The following is a 20,595-nucleotide window of genomic DNA, read 5'->3' as shown; positions in this document are numbered from 1 at the left end:
CGGCGCTCCGGGCGGTGGGTCGCGGTCGGCGCGGCCGTGGTCGTGCTCGGCGGTGGCGCGGCGGCGGCAGCGGTGGCGGTCCACCACGAGGGCGAGGGCCACGGCGACCGGAAGATCGCGGGTGAGCGCGAGCGGCGCGACGGCCCGGACACTCGTGGGGGCCGCCACGGCGATCGCGGGGTACGGGGACAGGACGTGCACGGTGCGCCGGCGCCGCTGCCGTCGACCGACGCTGCCGATGCGGTGGCCAAGGCCTCGTCGGGTGTGCCCGGCGGCAGGGTCGAGTCGCTGTCCCCGGTCACCGAGCGGGGCGGTGGCCGCGCGTGGCAGGCCGTGGTCCTGGGTCCGGACGGCGTGCGGCACCTGGTGACGGTGGACGGCACCAGCGACGCGATCACCGGCAACACCGTCCTGGGCGGCTGACCCACTCGTTCCGCGCGGCCGCGGCCGCGCACCGTGGAAGGGAGCGCCGTCGTCTTGGGCGCCATGACAACACCCCAGCGCACACACCGACGCCAAGCCGTGTCCGCCGGGCCTGCCTGGAGCAAGGTTCCGCAGGTGACGGCGGTGTTCTGGATCGTCAAGATCCTCACCACCGGCATGGGCGAGACCACCTCCGACTACCTCGCCCGCACCCTCGGGCCGATCCCGGCGGTCGGCTCGGCCGGCCTGCTGCTGGCCGCCGCGCTGTTCGCACAGGCCCGCACGCGCCGCTACGTCCCGGTCGTGTACTGGGCCGCGGTGGTCATGGTGAGCGTGTTCGGCACCATGGCCGCCGATGTCGCGCACGTCGCCCTCGGTGTCCCCTACGCCGTCTCCGCGGCGGCGTTCGCCCTCGTCCTCGCCCTGGTGTTCGTCCTGTGGCGGCGCACCGAGGGGACCCTGGCGGTGGAGACGGTCGCCGGCGGTCGCCGCGAGGTCTTCTACTGGTGCGCGGTGATGGCCACCTTCGCGCTCGGCACGGCGGTCGGGGACCTGACCGCCGCCACCCTGGGCTGGGGCTACCTGCCCTCCGGGCTGCTGTTCGCCGCCCTGATCGCGGTGCCCGCGGTGGCCCATCGCCTGTCCGGCCTGTCGCCGGTGCTCACGTTCTGGTGGGCCTATGTGCTCACCCGGCCGCTGGGCGCCTGCTTCGCTGACTGGGCCGGTGTCAGCCGCGGGCGCGGCGGCCTTGATCTGGGCACCGGTCCGGTCAGTCTCGTCCTCGCGGTGGTCATCGTGGCCGCCGTGGCGTGGCTGACCGTGGCCGAGCGTCGCGCGCTCCAAGGACGAGACAGCGCACCACGCCGCGTACCAGGCCGCCCTCACGGCGGTCCGCACCGGCAAGGGCGCCGTCCCGACACCCCCGGCCGTCGACCCCGTGGCGGTACCGGCCGGGCAGCCCAAGGTCACCTCGGCGCAGACCAAGGCCAACCTCGACACCGCCATGCACGGTGAGGCCCTGGCGCACGCCAAGTACACCCTCTACGCCCAGCACGCCCAGCAGAGCGGCAACCCCGCCCTGGCGCGCCTGTTCACCGCCGTCTCCGACGTGGAGCTGCAGGAGCACTTCTCCGGCGGGGCGGCACTGGCCGGAACGGTCGGCACCACGAGCCGGAACCTGGCCACGGCCATCGCCGGCGAGACCGACGAGTCCACGACCATGTACCCGACGTTCGCCCAACAGGCCAAGGCCGCCGGCGACACCGCCGCGGCCACCCTCTTCCAGCACAACGCCACCGACGAGGCCGGCCACGCCCAGGCGTTCCAGACCGCCCGCAAGGATCTGGGCTGACCCAACGGTGACGCCCCGTTTCCGGGTGGGCCCCCGCCGGGGGCCCACCCGGACGGCGGCAGGGAGGCCGGGGGTGGTCGACTCGACCACCCCCGGCCTTCTCCGTTCGGTCAGTGTGCGAGGGAGAAGTAGTTCTCCTCCTCCTGGGCGAAGTGCAGGCGCAGCACGCTGTGGAGGCCGTAGAGGCAGGCCCGCAGGTCGTCGAGCTGTTCGTCGCGCAGGTGGCCGTGGTTGGTGTCGGCGAGTTCCAGGTGGGTGGCGACCCGGCGGGCGAGGCGATGGATCTCGGTGTGGGCGCGGCTCATGGTGGCGGTGGCCTCCGGCCCGCCGAGGGCGGGGGCGAGGGCCGGATAGAGCTGGTGCTCCTCGGCCAGTTCGTGCGGCAGGAGCTGCTCGGTGAGGAGCCGGTCGACGTGGCGGACGGCGTGCAGGGCCTGCGGGCCGGTGGTGTCGGCAAGCTGGTCGGCTGCTTCACGGACGGCTTCGATGACCTCGCGCAGGTCGTCGTGTTCGGCGGCGAAGTGCCGGATGAGCTGTTCGGTGGCCGGTTCGATGGCGGGCAGGGCGGTGCGGTCGAGGCGTAGGGCGCGCAGGGCGTTGAGGATGACGGCGACGTCGATGGCTTCCTGGAGCAGGGCGCCGACGGCGGGCGGGAGCAGTCCGTACGCGGCGGCCACCATGGCGGCGAGGGAGAGCAGCATGCCGCCGAGGGCGCTTTGGACGGCGATGCGCCGGGCGCGGACGGCGATGGTGGCGGCGTCGGCGAGGCGGTCGACGCGGTCTGTGGTCAGGACGATGTCGGCGGCTTCGGAGGAGGCGCTGGAGCCGCGGGCGCCCATGGCGACGCCGACGTCGGCGGCGGCGAGGGCGGGAGCGTCGTTGACGCCGTCGCCGACCATGACGGTGACGGCGTGCTCGCGTTCGGCGCGGACGGCGGCGACCTTGTCAGCGGGGGTCTGCTGGGCCCGGACGTCGTCGAGGCCGAGGACGGCGGCGATCTCGTGGGCGGGTTCGGCGCGGTCACCGGTGAGCATGAGCAGGCGGGTGATGCCGGCTTCGCGCAGGCGGCGCAGGGCGCGGGGGGCGTCGTGGCGGAGCGGGTCGCGCAGCAGGATCGCTCCGATGGGCTCACCGTCGACGGTGAGCCAGGCGACGGCAGCGCCGTCCAGGGTGGCGCGGTTGTCGGCGGCTTTGGCCCATGCGGGCCGGGCGGCGTCGTCGTGTTTGCCGACGCTCACCACCGTGCCGTCGACGTGGCCGGTGGCGCCGCGGCCGGGCTCCTCGGCGACGTCGTGTGCGGGCAGGAGGGTCAGGCCGCGGGCGTGGGCTTCGTCGGTGATGGCCTGGGCGAGGACGTGTGGGGAGTACTGGTCGACGGAGGCGGCCAGTGTGAGGACTTCGGTCGCGTCGTGGCCGGGGGCGGCAGCGATGTCGATGACGCGGGGGCGGCCGGTGGTGAGGGTGCCGGTCTTGTCGAGGACGAGGGTGCGGGCGCGGCCGAGGGTTTCCAGGGCGGCGCCGTCGCGGATGACGACGCCCTGGCGGGCGGCGCGGGACAGGCCGGAGACGATCGCGACCGGTGCGGCGAGCAGCAGCGGGCAGGGGGTGGCGACGACCAGCACGGCCACCGCCCGCACCGCCGATCCGCTGAGCAGCCAGGCCAGGCCGGCCACGGCGAGGGACAGCGGCAGGAACCAGGCGGCGTACCGGTCGGCGAGCCGGATCACCGGGGCGCTCTCGGCACCGGCCTGCTGCGCGAGGCGGACGATCTCCGCGTACGTACTGTCGGCTTCGGTGGCGGTCGCGCGCAGGTCGAAGGCGCTGCCCGCGTTGACGCCGCCGCTGCGGATCGTCTCTCCGGCCGCCCGCTCGGTGTGCGCCGACTCCCCCGTCAGGACGGACTCGTCCAGGACGGCGGTGTCGCTCTCGATCCGGCCGTCGACCGGGACGACCTCGCCGGGCCCGACCACCAGGAGGTCACCGACCCGGACCTCCGAGAGGGGGACGGTGCGGACCTGGTCACCGGTACGGCGGCGGGCCGAGCGCGGGGCGTGTTCGAGCAGGTGGCGCAGGTCGTGGGAGGCGCGGCGTTCGGCGGCGGCGTCCAGCCAGCGACCGGTGGCCAGCATGAGCGCGATCAGGGCTCCGGCCAGGTACTCGCCGGTGGCGAGAGTTCCGGCCAGAGCGAGGACGGCGATCAGGTCGACCCCGGCCCGGCCCCGGCGCAGAGCGCCGATCACCCAGGCGAGAGAGGGGATGATCGCCACCGCGGTACCAGCGGCCCAGCACACGTCGGCGAGCGTCCCCGCCCCGGCCAGCCAGGCGACCCCACCGGCGGCCAGGGCCGCGCCGGTCACCGCGAGCAGCGCCGCCTCCAGCCGGTCGCGCAGGCGGTGAACCGTGCGGCGCGCCGTCTGCGTGTCGTCGTGCAGCTCACTCATGCCAAGCCTCCGATCCTCCAGTCCACCGAACCCCACGGCGTTGCTCGGGGACCAGGGGCCTTCGGGCCCGTCACGGGAGCCGGACGCCCTGGGCCAGGGCCTCCTGGTGGCTGGTGGTCCTACCGTCCTGTGACGGCGACTTCCCTGCTGCCGCCCTGGGGCGGCGGCGTTCGTCGGGTTCCGCCTGTGTGCCCGGCAACCGATGAGCGGTTACGGAAGGCTCTGGCGCGGGGAGCAGACGGCTCCGACGAACTCGCCGATCTCGTGCCGGTCCAGGTGCCGTGCGATGTCGGCCTCGCTGATCATGCCGACCAGCCGGTGGGCGTCGATGACCGGCAGGCGGCGGATCCGGTACTCCTCCATGAGCCGCAGGACCTCGCCCTGGTCGGCGTCCGCGTCGACGGTGACCGGTTTTCCCTGGGCGAGTTCGCCGGCGGTCGTGGTCCTGGGGTCCCGGCCCTCGGCCAGGCACTTCACCACGATGTCGCGGTCGGTGATGATCCCGTGCAGCCGGTCGTCGGCGCCACAGATCGGCAGCGCACCGACGTCCAGTTCGCGCATCCGCTGGGCCGCGGCCTCCAGCGTTTCACTCTCCTGCACGCAGGTAGCTCCGGTGTGCATGATGTCCCGCGCAGTGCGCATGACCGCCATCCCCTTCGTGGTGTGGGTGCTGGGCCTGTGGGGCGCGCCCCGGCGACTGACCGACCATCGGGATCGCGTCGAATGTGCTGGTCCGTTCCGGCCGGGCTTCGTCGGGCAGCGGCCCACGGACGGGAGCCGTCCCTTCCAGCGTTGTCCCGGTTGTGGAGCCTCCGCATCCCGGGAGTCGGTTGCCGGGCACCTGGCGCGTGCTGCAGGGGAGGGTGCGGCCTTCGTGGCCGTATCCGCCGGCGGTGGTGCTCGGGATGAGCCTGGACATGAGCGCCGAGTCGGTGCGTGGCCGACAGGCGGGTGCGACGCGGCTGCGCTCGTCCGTCTCCGGGCAGCGCGTCCTGGACGGTGCGGTGCGGCCTCGGCCCCGGTTACGTGCGGGGCAGGAGTGTCATGAACCCGTAGTCCATGTGGACCGTGCCGATCGCCCCCATCGAAGCCGCCCCGCCCGGCTCGCTGCCTTCCGGACGGCGAACCGGCAACGGGCCTTGTGGTGCGGCGGTCCCGCACCGCCGCACGTCGACCGGCCGATCGAGATCGCCAAGGTGTGCAGGGAAATGTCGTTCGGCCTCACCACGGCTGAGCCCGATGGACGTGAGCTCAGCGCCCGGCCGGGTCATCGGGCCCTGCGGCCGATGTCGCGGGCGAGTTCGAGGGCGAGGATCTGATCCAGGCGGACACAGGTCTCGAAGCGGGTACCGTCCGGCAGATCCGCCCGTTCCTCCAACGCACGCAGCGCGCGCAGGGCGACCCGCGCGTCCAGTCCCTCGTTCAGGCCGTCGAAGCTCGCCTGGACCATGTCCGCGTCGAGCGACCCGGACGGTACGCAGGCGAGGTCGGCCACGAAGGAGCGCCAGCGGGAAAGCCTGCCGGCGGCATCCGTGAGCGCGGCGGCGGTGAGCCGGACCGGGTCGGTGACGGCATGTTCGAGGAACACCAGGCGCAAGGCGAAGGGATCGTACTCGGGCGCCGGGGAAATGTCCGACAGGTCTGCGGGCAGCTCCAGGCTGCCGTTCGAAAGCTCCGCGGACACCGGTCCGGTGACCAGGACGACTGGGGACCGTGTGCCGGGCCGGCGGTGCGGGCGGCTGGTGACGACCACGTCGGCCGCCACTCGGCCACCATCGTCCGCCTCATGGCACGTGCTCAGCTGGGCGGGTGGATGGATACCGAGTTGGTCGGCGGCGCTCAACAAGGTCCGGACCTGGTCGTCGGAACTGTCCGGGACGACGAGTTCGATGAACACCTGCACGCCTTGGACCTCGCAGGTACGGGCCAGCACGTCGCCGGCGAGCAGGGCGCGCAGGTCCGCGAGGTCGAACCGGTGATCCTGCACGCCGACGGCGACGGCCACGCGCAGGAGTCCGGCCCGGCGCGGACGGATCTCGGCGTGCTCTCCCGTGCGGGCGTCGGTGATGCGCAACAGTACTTCCCTCTCGACTCGACTGGGGCAAGGCGTGGCGCAGGTCAGGCGGGTGCGTAGGTCAGGCAGTCGATGTCGGCCTGGTGGAATCCGACGGCGATGCCCGCGGCGCGGCACTCCAGGCCGACGTTGTGGCGGCAGTCGGACATCTTGCACGCGCCGACCCTGCCGTTGGCGGAGGGATCGCCGCCCTTGGGCGGGGCCTGCAGGTAGGTGTCGCAGTGCGCGTGGCGGGCGTCGCCGACGGTGATGGCCAGGGCGTGGCAGGCGAGGTCCTGGTTGTAGGCGCAGCCTTCGACCGCGCATCCGGTGATGACGGGCATTTCCATGGCGGGGTCCTTCGGTCATGGCGTGCCCCTGCGGCGACGGCCGGTGGCCGGTGTAGGCACGCGGGCCTTCCGTTCGAGCATGGGCAGTGCCGTGATCGGCGGCCACCGGCGTTAGCCCGGCAGGAGCCGCGCGGCGGCTCTCCGTCACGCCGCAGCGTGAGCTCGTGACGATCAAGCGGCTGCGGGGTCGGTGTACCGGTTTCCTGCGGCAGGCTGCGCCCGTGAGGCGGGGCCTGGAGAGGGGTGAAGGAAACGGTCTTCCGCGCGGGACGTCCGTCCGCGTCGCTTCGGGCGCTTGGCCGAGGCGGCCGGGTGGCTCGGCTGCGATGGGCCCGAAGCCCAGGAACGGCATCCTGCCGGGAGCGGACGTCCTGGGGGCAGGAGGAGCGATGGTTGATCCCCTGGTGGTGGGCGTGCGGGTCAGTCTGCCCGTGTGCCCGGAGCTGCCGCCTCGACGCTCCGAAGCCGCTCCTCGCTCCGAAGCCGCTCCTCGATCCGGCGCCGGACGTCGGCGGTGAGCCGGCGAAGCCGCTCCGAGCTCACTGCGTCCGGAGGTTGGGGGTCCGCGAGGCGGCGGGCGTTGGCGGGTAGCTCTGCGAGGTCGGCCCCGAAGGCGGCGCGGGCCTCTGTGAGCGGACGCGGCGGGCCGGTTCGGCGCCCGCCTGCCATGACCTGTTCCAGCAGCGGGCGGGTCCCGGGCGGCGTGGGCTCGTCGCGCAGCGCGACCGTGTCGGCGAAGCCCGGGCCGCGGAAGACCTGCTTGGCACCGGGCTCGGTGACCTTGGCCGTGGACAGCTTCATCATCGGCCGCCCGTCGTACTCCACCAGCTTGTACGCGGCGTCCAGGTACGGTGCGTCCGCCGATACCCCGACGAGCGTGCCGACGGCGAACAGGTCGATCGGTGCTCCGGCGCGGACCAGTTGGTCGATGGCGTAGTCGTCGAGGCCACCGCTGGCCGTGATCCGCACGCTTGGCAGCCCGGCGGCGTCCAGAATCCTCCGGGCCGCAACCGCGAGCGCGCCGAGGTCCCCGCTGTCGAGCCGTATCGCGCAGCCCTCGTGCAGCCCGAGTTCCCGCAGGACTCGAGCCGCGACCGCCACCCCGGCCTCGGTGTCGTAGGTGTCGACCAGCAACGTCACCGGTCCGGGGTGGGAGCGGGCGAAGGCCCGGAACGCTGCGGCTTCGTCGCCGAACGCCTCGATGTACGAGTGCGCCATCGTGCCGACCGCGCGCAACCCGTACGCGTGGGCGGCGGCCACGTTGCTGGTGCCCGCGAATCCCACCATGGCGCCCAGGCGGGCGGCCTGCTCGCCCGCCTGCGTGCCGTGGGTGCGTCGCAGCGAGAAGTCCACCACCGGTCGCCCTGCGGCGGCGAGCACGCAGCGTGCGGCTTTGGACGCCACAGCGGTCTGGTGGCACACCTGGTTGAGTAGGAACGACTCCACCATCTGTGCCTCCGGCAGCGGAGCGGTCACCTCCAGCAGTGGCTCGTCGGCCAGGACGATCCGCCCCTCCGGCACGGCCCACACCTCGCCGCTGAAGCCGAGCCCGAGCAGCGGCTCCACGTCACGGTACGGGCGGCCGAGCGCGGCGGCGAATGCCGCCACGTCCTCCTCGTCGACCCGCACCTGCGCGAGGTGGTCGAGGACCGGTTCAAGGCCCGCCGCGACGAGGAAGCCGCGACCGACCGGCAGCTTCCGTGCGAAAAGGCTGAACGTGGCGGGAGCGGTCATGCCTTCCGCCAGGTACGAGTGGGCCATCGTGACCTCGTACAGGTCGGTGATCCGGGCATCCGACGCGCGGCACCTCCAGCGGAGCGCCCACCCCACCAGACTCCCACCATCCACAAGGCACGGCAGCACGCGGCTGCACGGCCCTTGGGAGGCATGCCAGGGGGCTGCGGCCCACCCGGATCTCCTGCCACCCGGCCTCCCACAACTTCCCGGCGAACCACCCGCCGACGCGGAGCTTCCCGGGGTGCCGATCCGGATCCGGGACAAGGAGTTCGGCAATCTCTGCCTGACCGCGAAGCGCGGCAGCAGCGACTTCACCCCGCCCCACGGATGCCCGGCCTGTTCGACGTCACGGCCGCCGCAGCGGCCTCGCCGACCTCTCCGACCTCGCCGCCGCCCCGGGCGGCACCTTCACCGCCCGCACCCGCCCCGGGGGCGGCACCGAGGTGGTGTGGCGCGCTCCGCTTTCGAGTGGCTGATCGCCGGCTCGGCGGGCGAAGACCGAGACTGATCAGGATCCGGCACGTCCCCGGCCGCGAGGCGGGGCGTCACGGCGCCCTCGGGGCCGTAGCCGAGGCGGATCAGGATCCGGACGCAGACGCACCGGGGCAGCCGCGTGGGACGACGGCTACCGGGCACCAGACGTGGCGGATCACCGCCCGGGTGACGGGACCGAGGCGGTGGCCGGTGCGGCCGAGCACCAGCAGACCGGCGGAGCGGGCGGCGCTCACCAGCGCGTCGGCGGGGCGGGCGCGCCGGACGTCCGGGACGGCGATCGGCTCCGGGTCGTGCGCCAGCAGCTCGACCAGGGCGCCCTCCTCCGCTTCGGCGAGCAGGGACCGGTCGGCGGCTGAGCGGGACCGCCGGCTCCCGGGCGGGGTCCAGGCGTGGACGGCCCGCAGCGGAGCGCCCGAGCCCAGCGCGGCTCGCCGGGCGAAGGCGAGGACGGCCTCAGCCGGGTCGTGGGCGTCAGGCGCTGCGCGACCGGATCGACCGCGAGCTCGGCTGGACGGCTGTGGTCCCGCGCTCGGGCGAGCGGGTGCTGATCCGCTGACTGGACCCGACGTCAGGCGGACGAATCACGGGCAAGCGGCTCGTCGGCCGTTCCCGGCGGCTCGTCCAGCAGCTCGCAGTCCGCCTCGCCGACTGTATCGGGCACTCCGGCTGACCCCGAAGAACCGCATCCGACGGCTCTCCTCGGACATCCCGGCGGCGTGCAGGTCGAGGACCGCCCGGTGGTCCTCCGGCCCGAGCGGCCGAGGCTCCACGGTCGTGCCGTCGGCCGGCGAGGCCTCGGCGCTGTCCCACGGCGGGTGGACGCCGGGCATGTCGCCTCCTCGGCCGTCGCTGTGCTGCCTCTCCGGCCTCCGCGCCCACGCCGCGCCCCGCGAGGGCCGACCGGCCCCGCCCGCACCGCCGAACGGCGTTGCGGCCCGGGCGCGCGGGGGGACATGCTGGTCACCGGGGGCCGGCCACCACTCGACCGCCCGATACGGAGTCCGAGATGCCGACCAGGATCCTGCTGGAGGGGCGCCCCGGCAGCGGGAAGACCACCGCGATCCGCCGACTCGCGGCGCTGCTGTCCGCCCGGGAGACCTCCGGCTTCACCACGGAGGAGATCCGTACGGACGGCAGCCGGGTCGGATTCGCGCTGGAAACGCTTGCGGGCGAACGGGCCGTGCTCGCCCATGTCGACTTTCCGGGCCCGCCACGGGTCGGACGGTACGGCGTCGACCTGCGGGTCATGGAGCGCCTGGCCCTGCCGTCCCTGGTGTGGTCGGCGCGAACCCTCGTGCTCATCGACGAGCTCGGGCGAATGGAGCTGGCGTACCACCCGTTCGAGGAGACCGTCCGGGCCGTGTTCGCCGCCGAGGTCGACGTCGTGGCCACCGTCCAGGCGCAGCACGGCCCGTTCACCGACGCCCTCAAGCGCCGCACCGACGTCAAGGTCCTCCCCCTCACCCGGGCGAACCGCGACGCCCTCCCGGAGCAGCTGGCGGCACGCCTGGGGAGCTGAGGGGACCGCAGGAGAGGAGGCATGCGATGGCACGCCTCCGCAGCAGCTGGAATTCCGCGCTGCTGCGGGCCTCCACCCGCTGGTCCGGGCGCGCCGAACGCCGCGCCGCCTGGACGCGCCGGGGCGTCGAACGGTGCCGCCGCTGGGCGCGCGAGGGTGCCCGGAGGCCTGGCGAGCTGGCACCCCCGTCCTGGTTCGCCATCGCCCTCCCGTTCGGCATCGCCTGGTACCGGGCGCTTGGTGGCACGGCGTGGGCGTGGTGCCGGGCGGCCAGCTGGTCGTACCGTCTCCTCGCCCGCGCGTTGGGCGGACCGGCGAAGACCGGTAGCTGAACGGGCGGCGAGCGGCCCAGCCGTGTGGTGCGCAGACTGCGGGCAGGCCAGTCGGCACAGGAGGGCACCACCGGGCGGGGCCGGATGAGTGCGGACGGCGGTCACCACGGCGAGCGGCGGCGCGTCCCGGTCGAGCCGGACGGCGTACTCGCTCGGCGCGAAGGGCGCTGACCATCACCTTCCACGGCTGCGGCAGGCAGGACCCCGAGGAGTCGACCGTGGACCTGTCCGGCCACGGCCTGCTGCTCATGCCCAGCCCGTTCGCCGGCGCCGACTCGATCGTCCTCACCATCGGTCGCCGCCTCCCGGCAGGCCGCCATCGCCTACCGCGCCGCCTCCTCGCCGACGGCCCCACCCGAACGGGACGCCCTCACCGTACTCGTCGGTCGCGGACGGGCCCGCGCACTGCGCGCGGTCCAGGGCAGCGCCACCACCACCGAGCTCGCCCGCCGCCTCGGCGTCGGCAAGTCCACCGCCTCCGAGCACGCGGCCGCCCTGCGCGCCGCCAGCCTGGTCACTACCCACCGCACCGGCCGCACCGTACGCCACACCACCACCGATCTCGGCCACCGCCTGCTGGCCGCCACCCCGGTCGGCTCGTGACACCGACCGCCGCTGCCCGACCGTGACCGGCCCGGTTCCCGGTCGGGACGACCGTCGACCGTCTTCGGCCCGTCGAACGAGGTGTTTCCCTACGTCGTGGGGTAGCCGATCTCGGCGATGTCCTCGGCAAGGTCCGTGAGGGTCAGCTCGGCGTCGAGGGCACGGATCACGTCATCGGTGAGCGGCCTCAGGGCACAGATGTGCCGGACGGTATCCAGATCGACTGGTACCTCGTAGTAGTCGACGGCGAAGCTCGCGTACGCCTCCGGAGACCGGTCGGTGAGGAGCCGGAACAGCCAGTCGGCCCCGTCGGGGTCGACACGGCCCTCCGGGAAGTCGATCTTCCCCGTCTGCCAACTCTCATCAGTCGTCCTACGCCACAGGCAGGCCGTCACCGTCGGTATGCCGTCGTCGTTGAACACGGGTTCCTCGACGCACGACCGGAACTCTTCGGGAACAGAGTCCACCACGCCCGGCCACACTCCGTCCTCGGCGTAGGGGCTCATCGGCGACTCGTGGTCGAATCCCCGGAGGTACACACCGGCCGGAGCGAAGACGATCGAGTACTCATCCCCCGAACCGTTGCGCATCGACGCCATCTCCTCTGTCCGGGACCACCGCGTGTCGAACGAGTAGTAGCGCGAGGACCAATCGGGACTGAGGATCGCATCCAGCATCGCCAAGGCACGGCAGTGGTCCCGCAGGACGTCGGGATCGGGCAGAGAACGGGCGACATCGTTGACGGTCATGCCGACCATCCAAGCGGGCCCCAGTGACAACCCGCACGGTCGCCGCCGAGCCGCCACACAGTGACTCCTCCCCCGGCTGAAGCCGGGGGCTTTTCGCTAACCCGGGCGGGCGTTGCGACGGGCCAGCCCGGCCCGTAGAACATTGACGGCTCCCACCGTGTCGGCGTGCGCCCGGTGGCCGCAGCCGGTGCAGTGGAAGGTGTCCTGGGTGGGCCGGTTCTTTGCCGAGACGTGTCCGCATGCGGGGCACGTCCGGGAGGTGTTGCGGGGGTCCACGGCGATCACTTCCCGCCCGGCGCTTTCAGCCTTGGCGCGCAGGATCGTGAGGAACACCCCCCATCCGGCATCCGATATCGAGCGGTTGAGTCCGGCCTTGGCCGCGGCCCCGTTGGGGAGAAAGGCACCCGGCCGGTCGGGGTCGGGTTTCGGCGCGGGGGCCCTGACCATGCTGCGGATCTTGAGGTCCTCGTGCGCGATCAGATCATGCTCGCGGACCAGGCCGAGGGCGGTCTTGTGAGCATGGTCGAGGCGCTGGCGGCGGACCTTGCGGTGCAGCCGCGCGACGGCCTCCACAGCCTTGCGGCGGCGATTGCCACGGCGCTTGCACCGGGAGAGGGCCTGCTGGGCTGCTTCGAGATTCGCCGCGGCCTTCCGGCCATCGCGGGGGCTGGGAACGAACCCGCCATCGGAGTCGGCGAGGAAGTTGGCTGTGCCCATGTCGATGCCGACCACGCTGCCGGTCGCGGGCAGCGGCTCGGGCCGGGCCTGCTCGGCAGTCAGGACGACATACCAGCGCTTGCCCTCACGCTTGACCGAGATCGTCTTGACCGTGCCGACCACCGCACGGTGCCGATGCACCTTGACGTGGCCGACGCCCTGGAAACGGACACCGGTCACCGCATCCTGCGGGGCGCAGTCCCAGCGGCAGCCGTCACCGTCCTTGGGGAAGTCCACCGTGTCGAACCGGTTCACGCCCCGAAAGCGCGGGTAGCCGGGTTTCCCGCCGGACTTGACCCGGCGGAAGAACGCAGCGAATGCCTTGTCCAGACGGCGAAGCGTGGCCTGCTGGGAGGAGAAGGACCAGCGGCCCTGACGCTCCGGGTCGAACGCCCGGATCTCCTTGAGCTGCGCGGACTGATCGCCGTACCGGACCGTCGTCCCGGAGACATGCCGCCAGGCATCCCGGCGTTCCTGCAACGCCCCGTTGTAGAGCGAGCAGTGATCCCGCAGCATCTCGGAAAGCGCCTGCCGCTGGCCCACGGTGGGCCGCATCAAGAACTTGTACGCACGAATCAACACGACCCACCCCCTCCACCGCCTCGGCACTCAACATGCCACACACCACCGACAGAAGACACCACGAGCGTTCCGCTGCGCAGGGACGCGGCGGCGCTCCGCGCCACCGATCCCAGGATCGGATTCCCTCCCCGGCTGAAGCCGGGGATACCCACCGAAGATCAGGGATGGACATCGGCAACCAGCCATGACAGAAGCCCTGTTCCGAATAGCGACACCCTTCGAGGCACTGACACGTCTCAGCCGGCGGCTGCGCCGAGGTAGAGGGCAGCCAGGCGGGGAAGGCGACGGTGCATCTCGTCAACGTCGTCGAAGTCGAAGCCCGGAATGAGTCCCACCGACGCGAGATCCCGCCAGATCGCCCGTCCCTCCACTCTTCGCACCGGTCGCACACTTTACTGTTTCTCCCTACTCCCCCGGTCATCACGGGGAGCCATGGCGCACGGAACCCGGTTCGCCAGAGCAGGAATCGATCACGGAGCATGTCCGACCTTCGCCCCGCTCGTCACACGAGGAGCCGCAGATGAAGAAGATCGCTGCCATCCTGGGCACCGCCGCACTGTCCGCAACCGCCCTCTTCGCGCTGTCCCCCAGCGCCCAGGCCACCACGAACGCAACGTGCTACGGCAGTTCTTGCTACCACAAGGACCCCTCGACCACCGGCTGCGGCAGTGACGCGATCACCGCCAAGAGCGCGCGGGCCTCGGACGGCACCCTGGTAGAGCTCCGTTACAGCGCGACCTGTCGTGCCGCATGGGCCCGCATCAGCAGTACCCACGTCGGCGCCGAGGCCTTCATCTCGAACACCGCGGGCCAGTCCGACAGCGTGAACGTCGCCTACGGGAGCGATGTCCACACGTCCATGGTGAACGACGTCAGCCTCCAGTCCCACGCGTGCTACGCGAAGAACTCCGGCTCCGACTTCTCCGCCTGCACGGGCTGGTACTGATCCCACCGGAGGTACCGCTCGGAAGCGACCGCTGCCGGTCACCGGCGTCCTGAAGGAGGACGCCGGTGACCGGCGGACGCGGCCCGGGGTGCCGGCGTTGTCGCTGAACTCGCCCTTCAGCAGGTGCGGGATGCCGGCGGCGAACTCCGGCGACCGGCCTGCCCGCCTCTGCCCCATGCGGGCGAGGATCTCGGACTCGTTGAGCGCGGGTTCCACAAGGAGAGACCACTCGGGCTGGGAGGCGGTGCGTTAGGGTCCCGTGGAGTTGATCTATGTGTCCGCGGAGGGGCGGGGGACTGTGACGCTTTTCGATGAGAGCGAGCGGCGGATCTGGTCGGGCAGTGCGAGGGCCTATGCCGACAGTTTCGCGAAGCTGTGCGCCTATCCGGTTGAACGGCTTCTGGATGTCGCCGGTGTCCGGGCGGGTGCGCGTGTTCTGGACGTGGGAACCGGGACGGGGACGGTCGCGGTGGCGGCCTGTGCGCGTGGGGCGAAGGTGTCGGCCGTGGACGCCGAGCCCGGCATGGTCGACCTGGCCGGGCAGGCTGCTCCGGCGGCGGAGGTCCAGGTGGCGGCGCTGCCGGAGCTGCCTTTCACGGACGGGGAGTTCGACGCGGTGGTGGGCAACTTCGTGCTCAACCACGTGGGCCGTCCACAGCAGGCGCTCGCCGAGCTGCGGCGGGTGACCCGTCCCGGGGGGACGGTCGCTGTGACGATCTGGGCTTCTCCGCCGGCTCCCGGCCAGGCCCTGATCGGCCGGGCGATCCAGGCCGCAGGTGTGGTGCGGCCGTCCGATCTGCCCGCTCTGGCCTCGGAGGACGACTTCCCGCGGACCGAGCAAGGCCTCACGGACCTGCTGGCCTCGGCGGGGTTGGCCGAGACGGCATGTGAGACCTTGAGCTGGGATCACCGTGCCGATGTCGAGGAGTGGTGGAGCGGGCCGGCCTCCGGGGTGGCCACGATCGGGCAGATCGTGGTCAGTCAGGCCCCGGAAGTCCAGGCGGAGATCAAGCGACAGCTCGACACGCTCAGCGCCGAGTTCGCTGGTCCCGACGGGTTCCTGCTCTTGCCTCACGTCGCCCTGATGGCCAGCGGCCGGGTGTGACGGGGGTACGGGCAGATCACTGCCTTCTGCGACGGCCTTCGGTCCGGGCGCCGGCCATGGGAGAGTGAGGGCCTGCGCTGATCCGGGTCTCTGGGTAGCGGTGGTGACGGTAGCCGTCAGTCGCGATCGCCCTCGCGGAAGGGCGGCTTGCCGGACCGACGGGACGGGCCATGGCCGACTGGGGACGGAATTTCTCATGCCACCACAGTCACGCGGCCCTACGAACGCTCAACGTCCGCGCCGCACACTCGAAGCAAACGGCCCTCGCGCATTGACTCCCCCCTCCAGCAACTGAACATCACCGCAGGTAGAAAATCTGAATATTTGAAATCCTGTCGGACAAGCACAGCGGCCTTCCGGGAAAGCAGCCCCCGCAAACCTGCCTTTGTGCTCCATCACACGCGGGTCGCGTCAGGCTCCGGGCTGATCATCTGGAATGCTGTTCTCCGTCCACCGCCCACGGCTTTGCGCGGCGGGCATCCGCAGTACCGGGCAGTCGGCCCGGGAAGCCCACGGAGAGAACGGAACATCATGAAGCCATCTGTGCTTGTCGTGTCCACCGACCCCCAGGGGTCCGCCGTCGTCTGGGCCGAGCGGGTGGGAGACAACCTGCCCTTCGACTTCATGGCGGCGCACGACCACGCCGAGCAGCTGATCCACCTGAAGAAGACCGGCGCGAAGATCCACGTCATCGCCAACCAGAAGGGCGGCGTGGGCAAGACCACCACCACGGTCAACCTCGCGGCGTGCACGTACGACGTCCTCGGCGAGAAGGACGAGTACCAGCACATCTTCATCGACACGCCGGGCACCCTGGCGGACGAGGAGATCCTGCGCAGGGCGCTGGAGATCGCGGATGACGTCCTGGTCCCGATGATCACCGAGCCGCTGTGCTTCGACCCGACGGCCCGGACCATCCAGAAGGTCATCGAGCCGATGGACATCCCCTTCCGGATCGTCGTCAACAACTGGGACCCCCGGGACGGCCGCGCCGACCTTGAGGACACCGAGGCGTACATCACCGCGAAGGGCTGGCCCCGCGCCAAGACCGTCCTGCGCCGGTACAAGATCCACTCTCGGGCGGTGGCCGAGGGAACGGTCGTCACCCAGTACAAGGAGAGCGGTACCGCCTACCGGGCCCGCGAGGACTTCTTCCGTCTGTCCCTTGAGCTCGGCTACGGGGGCCGCTGATGGCAGGCCGTCGCGTTTCCTTCGCCTCGATGGCCGCCGACCCGGTCGTCGACGCTCCGGGTGTGGACAGCGCCAACGACGCCCCGGTGGCCAAGTGGATCCCCACCGCCAGCTGCCTCCCCAACCCGCGCAACCCCCGCGACGAGCTGGGCGACCTCTCCGACCTGGCGAGCATCAAGGACCGCCAGCTGCAGAGCTGCCTCGCCGTCACCCCGGCCGCCTACCTGCGGCTGTGGCCGGAGGACCGGCAGACGCTGGGAGCGGGTCCGCAGGACGTGATCGTCGTCAACGGCAACCGTCGGCGGGCGGCCGCGGAGCTGTACGGGCGCGAGAAGCTGCTCGTCGTCGTGGACGACTCGGTGGCGGAGTCCAAGGCGACCCTGCTGCGGGCCGCGCTCGACGAGAACATGGCGCGCAAGGACTTCGACCCGATCGAGGAGGCCAACGCGGTCCTGCTCATCGTGGCGCAGTACCCGACCGCCAAGGAGGCAGCCGAAGCGGAGGGCTGGTCCCAGAGCTGGATCTCGCACCGCAAGAACCTGCTGAAGCTCCACCCCGAGCTGCAGCGCCAGGTGCGGGCCAAGGCACGCGGCGAGGAGGGCCTCTCCATCAACGTCGCCCGCCGGCTCGGTTCGGTGAAGGGCATCGAGGAGATGTCCCTGGCCGAGCAGACGGCTGAACTGGAGCAGCTGCTCCAGGCCGACGCCGACGCGGTCGCGGCGAAGCGGGCGGCCAGGCTGGAGGCGAAGGCCCCGGCCAAGGACACCTCCTCGGCCGTGCCGGCTCCGCAGCCGGTTGTCACGCCTGCGCCGACCGTCAAGCCGGTTGCCGAGGCGGCACCGTCGGTGGCGGAGCCGGTGGCTCCCGCAGCACCCCGGCCGGAGACCGTCCCGCAGGCTCCGCTCGCGAGCGCTGAGCCCGCATCGGGCACCGACCGATTTTCCGCGGAAAATTCCGAGCCGCTCCCGATGCCGGAGCAGCGCGAGAAGCCGGCAGCCGCCGCCCCGCAGGCGGGACTCGGCAGCGTCGACTGGCACAACGTCGAGGAACTGGCGGACGCCATCTGCCGCACCCTCTCGGCCGACGAGGCCTACCGTCTCGCCGACGCCCTGGCCGACCGTCTGCTGACGACCAACAGCTGACGCATCCGTGGTGTCCCGCCCCGCCGTTCGGGTGGGGCGGGACACCACGGCTCTTCGAGGCCCATGGCGGGTCACTGCCGGCCGTCGAGCCGCGACCGCACCGCGGTCCCCGTGCTCCGGCGCATCGGTGCCTCGGCTCATCCCCGCCCCGGTCTCTCCGAGGGTTCCGGACATCTGGTCGCGAGGACGCCGCTCGGCCGTGCCGCACAGCTCCGTGGCCTGCTCGCCGCACGGCGAACGGTGCTGCGGCGATCCCTCGCCCGGGAACGGGCCGTGCGGACGCTACCGTCCGGTGTAGGTGAACTCGTCGGCCGGGCTGGTGGGAGAGGTGGCCTTGCCGACCGTCACGGTGATGTTCACCGTCTGGTGGTCGTCGAGCTGACCGGGCGCGACCGCGGTGATCTGGCCGGTGGAGACGAACCTGACCGAATCGGATGCCTTGTCCTTGAAGTGCACGGTGGCGCCGGCGGCGAAGCCCGAGCCGCTGATGGTGACCGGGGTGCCGACCTTTCCGCTGGTCGGGCTGACCGCACTGACCACCACGGGTGCGGGTCCGCCATAGGCGAACTGCCCCATCGCGACGGCCGGGGAAGTGCCGAGGGTGTTGGTGACGCGGACGTGGACGACGCCGGTTCCGTCGGGGACCTGCGCGGTGATCCTGGTACCGGAGGGGTCGATGTCGCGCTCGGTGCAGGCGAAGTGGCCGAAGTCGACCACGCTGTCCGGACTGAAACCGGTGCCGTTGATGGTCACCGTGGCGCCTGGTGCGCCGAAGGTGGGGGTCACGTCGGTCACAGCCGGCCCGGAAGGGACGGCAGGAGCCCCCACCAGGTCCAGGTAGGTGGAGTTGGCGTGCTGGAAGGCGACCTGGCCGAGGAAGTCCTGGGTGGTCCTGTTGACCAGGTTCTTGGCAAGGCACGTGTATCCGGTGTTCATCGGGCGGAGCGTGCCGGGCTGGACGTAGACGTTGCCCTTGGTGCGCTTGGAGATCGACCCGATGAGCAGCTTCACTTCTTCGGTCGCCTGCGGTCCCGGGCTCGGGTACCAGCCGGCGGTGGTGTCGAGATCGGCCCACGCGTGCGGGACCAGGTCGTGGGCGTTGTTCTGGCGCTCGTCGATGACCCACGGCAGGGAGTCGAAGTAGTCGACGAAGCTCTGCACGCCGGCGGTGGGAGCGGCATAGGTGATCACCGCGAACTTCGGCTGCTTCGGCCAGGTCTGTGCCTGCAGGTACGGCGCGAGCATGGTGGCGATGCAACCGCCCAGGCTGTGACCGGTCAGATAGACGGTCGGCTGCGGCGAGGAGGGAGCCGACTTGAGCGCGGCCGCGAGCGCCTGAGCGAGCGTGACGTTCGGGGAGGGCGAGGCGATCGAGCGGGCGTTGACGACCCGTTTGAACGCATCCATCGCCCCCTTGGAAACGGCGACGGGCTTCGGCGATCCGCTTTCGGGGAACGGGACGACTGTGCCGACGTCGAGGTCCTCAAGGATGTCGGTCAGATCGGCGTCCGTTCCGCGAGCGACCACGGCGAACTCGTTCGAGTCGTTGGTGCTTCGTGCGATGTAGGCCATATTGGCGTTGGCCTCGCTCAGGGCGAGCCACACCAGCTGCCACGCGCCCTGCGTCGCAAGGCGGGGATCGCTCAGTTGCGCGTCGATGCCCGTGATGATTCGTTCGGTCTGCTGCGCCAGGGTTTCCCCGGACGGACGCGGGGTGGCCCCGGTGGCTGCAAGGGCAGCCAGGGTCATGGTCACCTGGGCGATTGTCGGATCGGGTGCCATCGTCGTTCCTGCTCCTCGGATGTCGTGCCGGTGCGGAGGCGGGACGGCCTTTCGGCAGCATCAGGGCAGATCTGTGCCGAACCGGCCGTCTGGGTGGATCGCACACAATCAGACCTCCCCTCTGCGTTGCCGGGAGCTTCTCCTGCCTTCAGGTTGACCGGGTTCACCTTGTTGGCCGTCGTCATACGTGTGTGCGGTCCGCCGAGCCAGGTGCGCAGCCCGCTCTCCGGAGCTGCGGTGTCTGCGGGCAGGCCGGGGCGGCGGCCCGAGCGATGTCCCCGCCCCCGCCCAGTACCGCCGCAACCTTCGTGTCCGGCTCACTCCCCGCCCCACGAACCGCGCGGCCCGACCGCCTAGCGAGCCGAATACGCGGCGAGGAACACCCGCACACCCTCGTCGGCCAGCCGTTGGAGTTCGGCGGGGGTCTGGATGTCGTCGTGGCCGAAGAACATGATGCGGTCCATGGGGGTGGCCAGAACGAGCCATGCGAAGTGACCGGCGGCGAGCACCGGATCGTCCAGCCGCAGCAGCCCGCGTGCCGCGAGGTGCTGGAAGCAGGCCGCCAGGGCGGCGATGGTCCGCTCGGGTGCACGCCGGTAGTAGTCGGCCGCCACTTCGGGGAAGCGGTCGGCCTCCGCGATGAGCAGCCGGCGCAGTTGCAGCCCTTCGGGCTGGATGACGGTGGTGATGTAGCGCCGGGCGAGTCCGGTCAGGTCCCGATCGAGGTCATCGGTGTCGCGTAGTGCGTCGATGACCTCGACGAACAGGCCGACCTTGCTGCTGGCGTCGAGGATGATGGCGCCGAACAGCGTCTCCTTGTCCTTGAACTGCTTGTACACGGTCTGCTTGGACACCGCGGCCGTCGCGGCGATCTCGTCCATGCTGGTGCCCGGGTACCCCTTGCGCAGGAACAGCTCGGTAGCCGCCTCCGTGATCGCCTTGCGCTTGCGGGCCGTGCGGCCGTCCTCGGGTGCTTGCATGTCAGCCTCCTTGACACCTCGCGAACAGTACTGGACTGACCAGTACTCATATGGGTACCGTACAGTCCAGTACCGGCGCGGAGGGGGTCGACCCACA

The 20,595-nt window shown here is 71.7% G+C and carries 20 protein-coding genes; 10 read left to right on the top strand and 10 right to left on the bottom strand.

Translation table 11 applies throughout. The annotated features are described in order from the left end of the window. From KS423_RS04100 to KS423_RS04090, 3 genes are all read left to right on the top strand, one after another. Positions 1 to 423 (top strand): hypothetical protein (locus tag KS423_RS04100; RefSeq protein WP_224274906.1); only part of this gene is annotated, 423 nt, incomplete at its 5' end. A 135-nt stretch (positions 424 to 558) separates the two neighbouring features. Beyond that, a complete protein-coding gene (locus KS423_RS04095) occupies positions 559 to 1,437 on the top strand; it encodes a hypothetical protein (protein ID WP_308020132.1) in 879 nt (292 codons plus the stop codon). Continuing rightward, the gene (locus tag KS423_RS04090; protein ID WP_224274905.1) at positions 1,361 to 1,774 is read left to right on the top strand and encodes a ferritin family protein; all 414 of its coding nucleotides are present in this window, start codon (positions 1,361 to 1,363) and stop codon (positions 1,772 to 1,774) included. The genes KS423_RS04095 and KS423_RS04090 overlap by 77 nt, the downstream gene beginning before the upstream one ends. A 110-nt stretch (positions 1,775 to 1,884) precedes the next feature. Here the strand turns inward: KS423_RS04090 and KS423_RS04085 are convergent, their stop codons facing one another. The 6 genes from KS423_RS04085 to KS423_RS04060 all read right to left on the bottom strand — a co-directional run bounded on the left by KS423_RS04085 (position 1,885) and on the right by KS423_RS04060 (position 9,272). Continuing rightward, a complete protein-coding gene (locus KS423_RS04085) occupies positions 1,885 to 4,215 on the bottom strand; it encodes a heavy metal translocating P-type ATPase (protein WP_224274903.1) in 2,331 nt (776 codons plus the stop codon). A 210-nt stretch (positions 4,216 to 4,425) separates the two neighbouring features. Further along, positions 4,426 to 4,857: a CBS domain-containing protein gene (locus tag KS423_RS04080; protein ID WP_224274901.1), complete on the bottom strand. Its 432-nt coding sequence runs from the start codon at positions 4,855 to 4,857 to the stop codon at positions 4,426 to 4,428. 625 nt (positions 4,858 to 5,482) lie between these two features. Further along, positions 5,483 to 6,289, bottom strand: coding sequence for a hypothetical protein (locus KS423_RS04075; protein WP_224274900.1), 807 nt, complete (start codon positions 6,287 to 6,289; stop codon positions 5,483 to 5,485). A 44-nt stretch (positions 6,290 to 6,333) separates the two neighbouring features. Next, entirely contained in the window at positions 6,334 to 6,618 is a 285-nt protein-coding gene (locus KS423_RS04070) for a DUF1540 domain-containing protein (RefSeq protein WP_224274898.1), read from the bottom strand. 420 nt (positions 6,619 to 7,038) lie between these two features. Next, positions 7,039 to 8,379: a nicotinate phosphoribosyltransferase gene (locus KS423_RS04065; RefSeq protein ID WP_374119898.1), complete on the bottom strand. Its 1,341-nt coding sequence runs from the start codon at positions 8,377 to 8,379 to the stop codon at positions 7,039 to 7,041. A 554-nt stretch (positions 8,380 to 8,933) separates the two neighbouring features. Beyond that, positions 8,934 to 9,272 carry a universal stress protein gene (locus KS423_RS04060; RefSeq protein ID WP_263454465.1) on the bottom strand — a complete coding sequence of 113 codons (339 nt, stop codon included), beginning with the start codon at positions 9,270 to 9,272 and terminating at the stop codon, positions 8,934 to 8,936. A 584-nt stretch (positions 9,273 to 9,856) separates the two neighbouring features. Here KS423_RS04060 and KS423_RS04055 point away from each other — a divergent pair. The 3 genes from KS423_RS04055 (at position 9,857) to KS423_RS04045 (ending at position 11,304) form a co-directional block, all read left to right on the top strand. Then, a complete protein-coding gene (locus KS423_RS04055; RefSeq protein ID WP_224274894.1) occupies positions 9,857 to 10,369 on the top strand; it encodes a nucleoside-triphosphatase in 513 nt (170 codons plus the stop codon). 26 nt (positions 10,370 to 10,395) lie between these two features. Continuing rightward, positions 10,396 to 10,701: a hypothetical protein gene (locus tag KS423_RS04050; protein ID WP_224274892.1), complete on the top strand. Its 306-nt coding sequence runs from the start codon at positions 10,396 to 10,398 to the stop codon at positions 10,699 to 10,701. A 318-nt stretch (positions 10,702 to 11,019) separates the two neighbouring features. Beyond that, positions 11,020 to 11,304, top strand: a complete 285-nt coding sequence (locus tag KS423_RS04045) for a helix-turn-helix domain-containing protein (RefSeq protein ID WP_224274916.1) — start codon at positions 11,020 to 11,022, stop codon at positions 11,302 to 11,304. An 89-nt stretch (positions 11,305 to 11,393) separates the two neighbouring features. Here KS423_RS04045 and KS423_RS04040 read toward each other — a convergent pair whose 3' ends face one another. Further along, on the bottom strand, positions 11,394 to 12,053 hold the full coding sequence (locus tag KS423_RS04040) for a hypothetical protein (RefSeq protein ID WP_224274884.1): 660 nt from the start codon (positions 12,051 to 12,053) through the stop codon (positions 11,394 to 11,396). 96 nt (positions 12,054 to 12,149) lie between these two features. After that, the gene (locus KS423_RS04035; protein WP_224274914.1) at positions 12,150 to 13,349 is read right to left on the bottom strand and encodes an RNA-guided endonuclease TnpB family protein; all 1,200 of its coding nucleotides are present in this window, start codon (positions 13,347 to 13,349) and stop codon (positions 12,150 to 12,152) included. Between the two features lie 523 nt (positions 13,350 to 13,872). On the opposite strand from KS423_RS04035, the gene KS423_RS04030 reads away from it, so the two are divergent. The 4 genes from KS423_RS04030 (at position 13,873) to KS423_RS04015 (ending at position 17,736) form a co-directional block, all read left to right on the top strand. Beyond that, complete coding sequence (locus tag KS423_RS04030) at positions 13,873 to 14,298, top strand: DUF2690 domain-containing protein (protein WP_224274883.1); 426 nt, start codon at positions 13,873 to 13,875, stop codon at positions 14,296 to 14,298. A gap of 298 nt (positions 14,299 to 14,596) precedes the next feature. Beyond that, entirely contained in the window at positions 14,597 to 15,403 is an 807-nt protein-coding gene (locus tag KS423_RS04025) for a class I SAM-dependent methyltransferase (RefSeq protein ID WP_224274881.1), read from the top strand. Between the two features lie 624 nt (positions 15,404 to 16,027). Beyond that, positions 16,028 to 16,594, top strand: coding sequence for a ParA family protein (locus KS423_RS04020; protein WP_263454462.1), 567 nt, complete (start codon positions 16,028 to 16,030; stop codon positions 16,592 to 16,594). Next, the gene (locus tag KS423_RS04015; RefSeq protein WP_224274878.1) at positions 16,594 to 17,736 is read left to right on the top strand and encodes a hypothetical protein; all 1,143 of its coding nucleotides are present in this window, start codon (positions 16,594 to 16,596) and stop codon (positions 17,734 to 17,736) included. Before KS423_RS04020 ends, KS423_RS04015 begins: the two co-directional genes overlap by 1 nt. A 282-nt stretch (positions 17,737 to 18,018) precedes the next feature. Here KS423_RS04015 and KS423_RS04010 read toward each other — a convergent pair whose 3' ends face one another. Then, positions 18,019 to 19,485 (bottom strand): IPT/TIG domain-containing protein, encoded by a 1,467-nt coding sequence (locus KS423_RS04010; protein WP_224274912.1) that lies wholly within the window; start codon positions 19,483 to 19,485, stop codon positions 18,019 to 18,021. A gap of 386 nt (positions 19,486 to 19,871) precedes the next feature. Next, complete coding sequence (locus tag KS423_RS04005) at positions 19,872 to 20,498, bottom strand: TetR/AcrR family transcriptional regulator (RefSeq protein ID WP_224274876.1); 627 nt, start codon at positions 20,496 to 20,498, stop codon at positions 19,872 to 19,874. Positions 20,499 to 20,595 lie beyond the last annotated feature (97 nt).

The sequence above is a fragment of the Streptomyces sp. LS1784 genome, from assembly GCF_020103755.1.
GTDB lineage: Bacteria > Actinomycetota > Actinomycetes > Streptomycetales > Streptomycetaceae > Kitasatospora.
The sequence above is the reverse complement of the archived record's forward strand: the minus strand, read 5'-3'. Positions and strand labels throughout refer to the sequence as shown.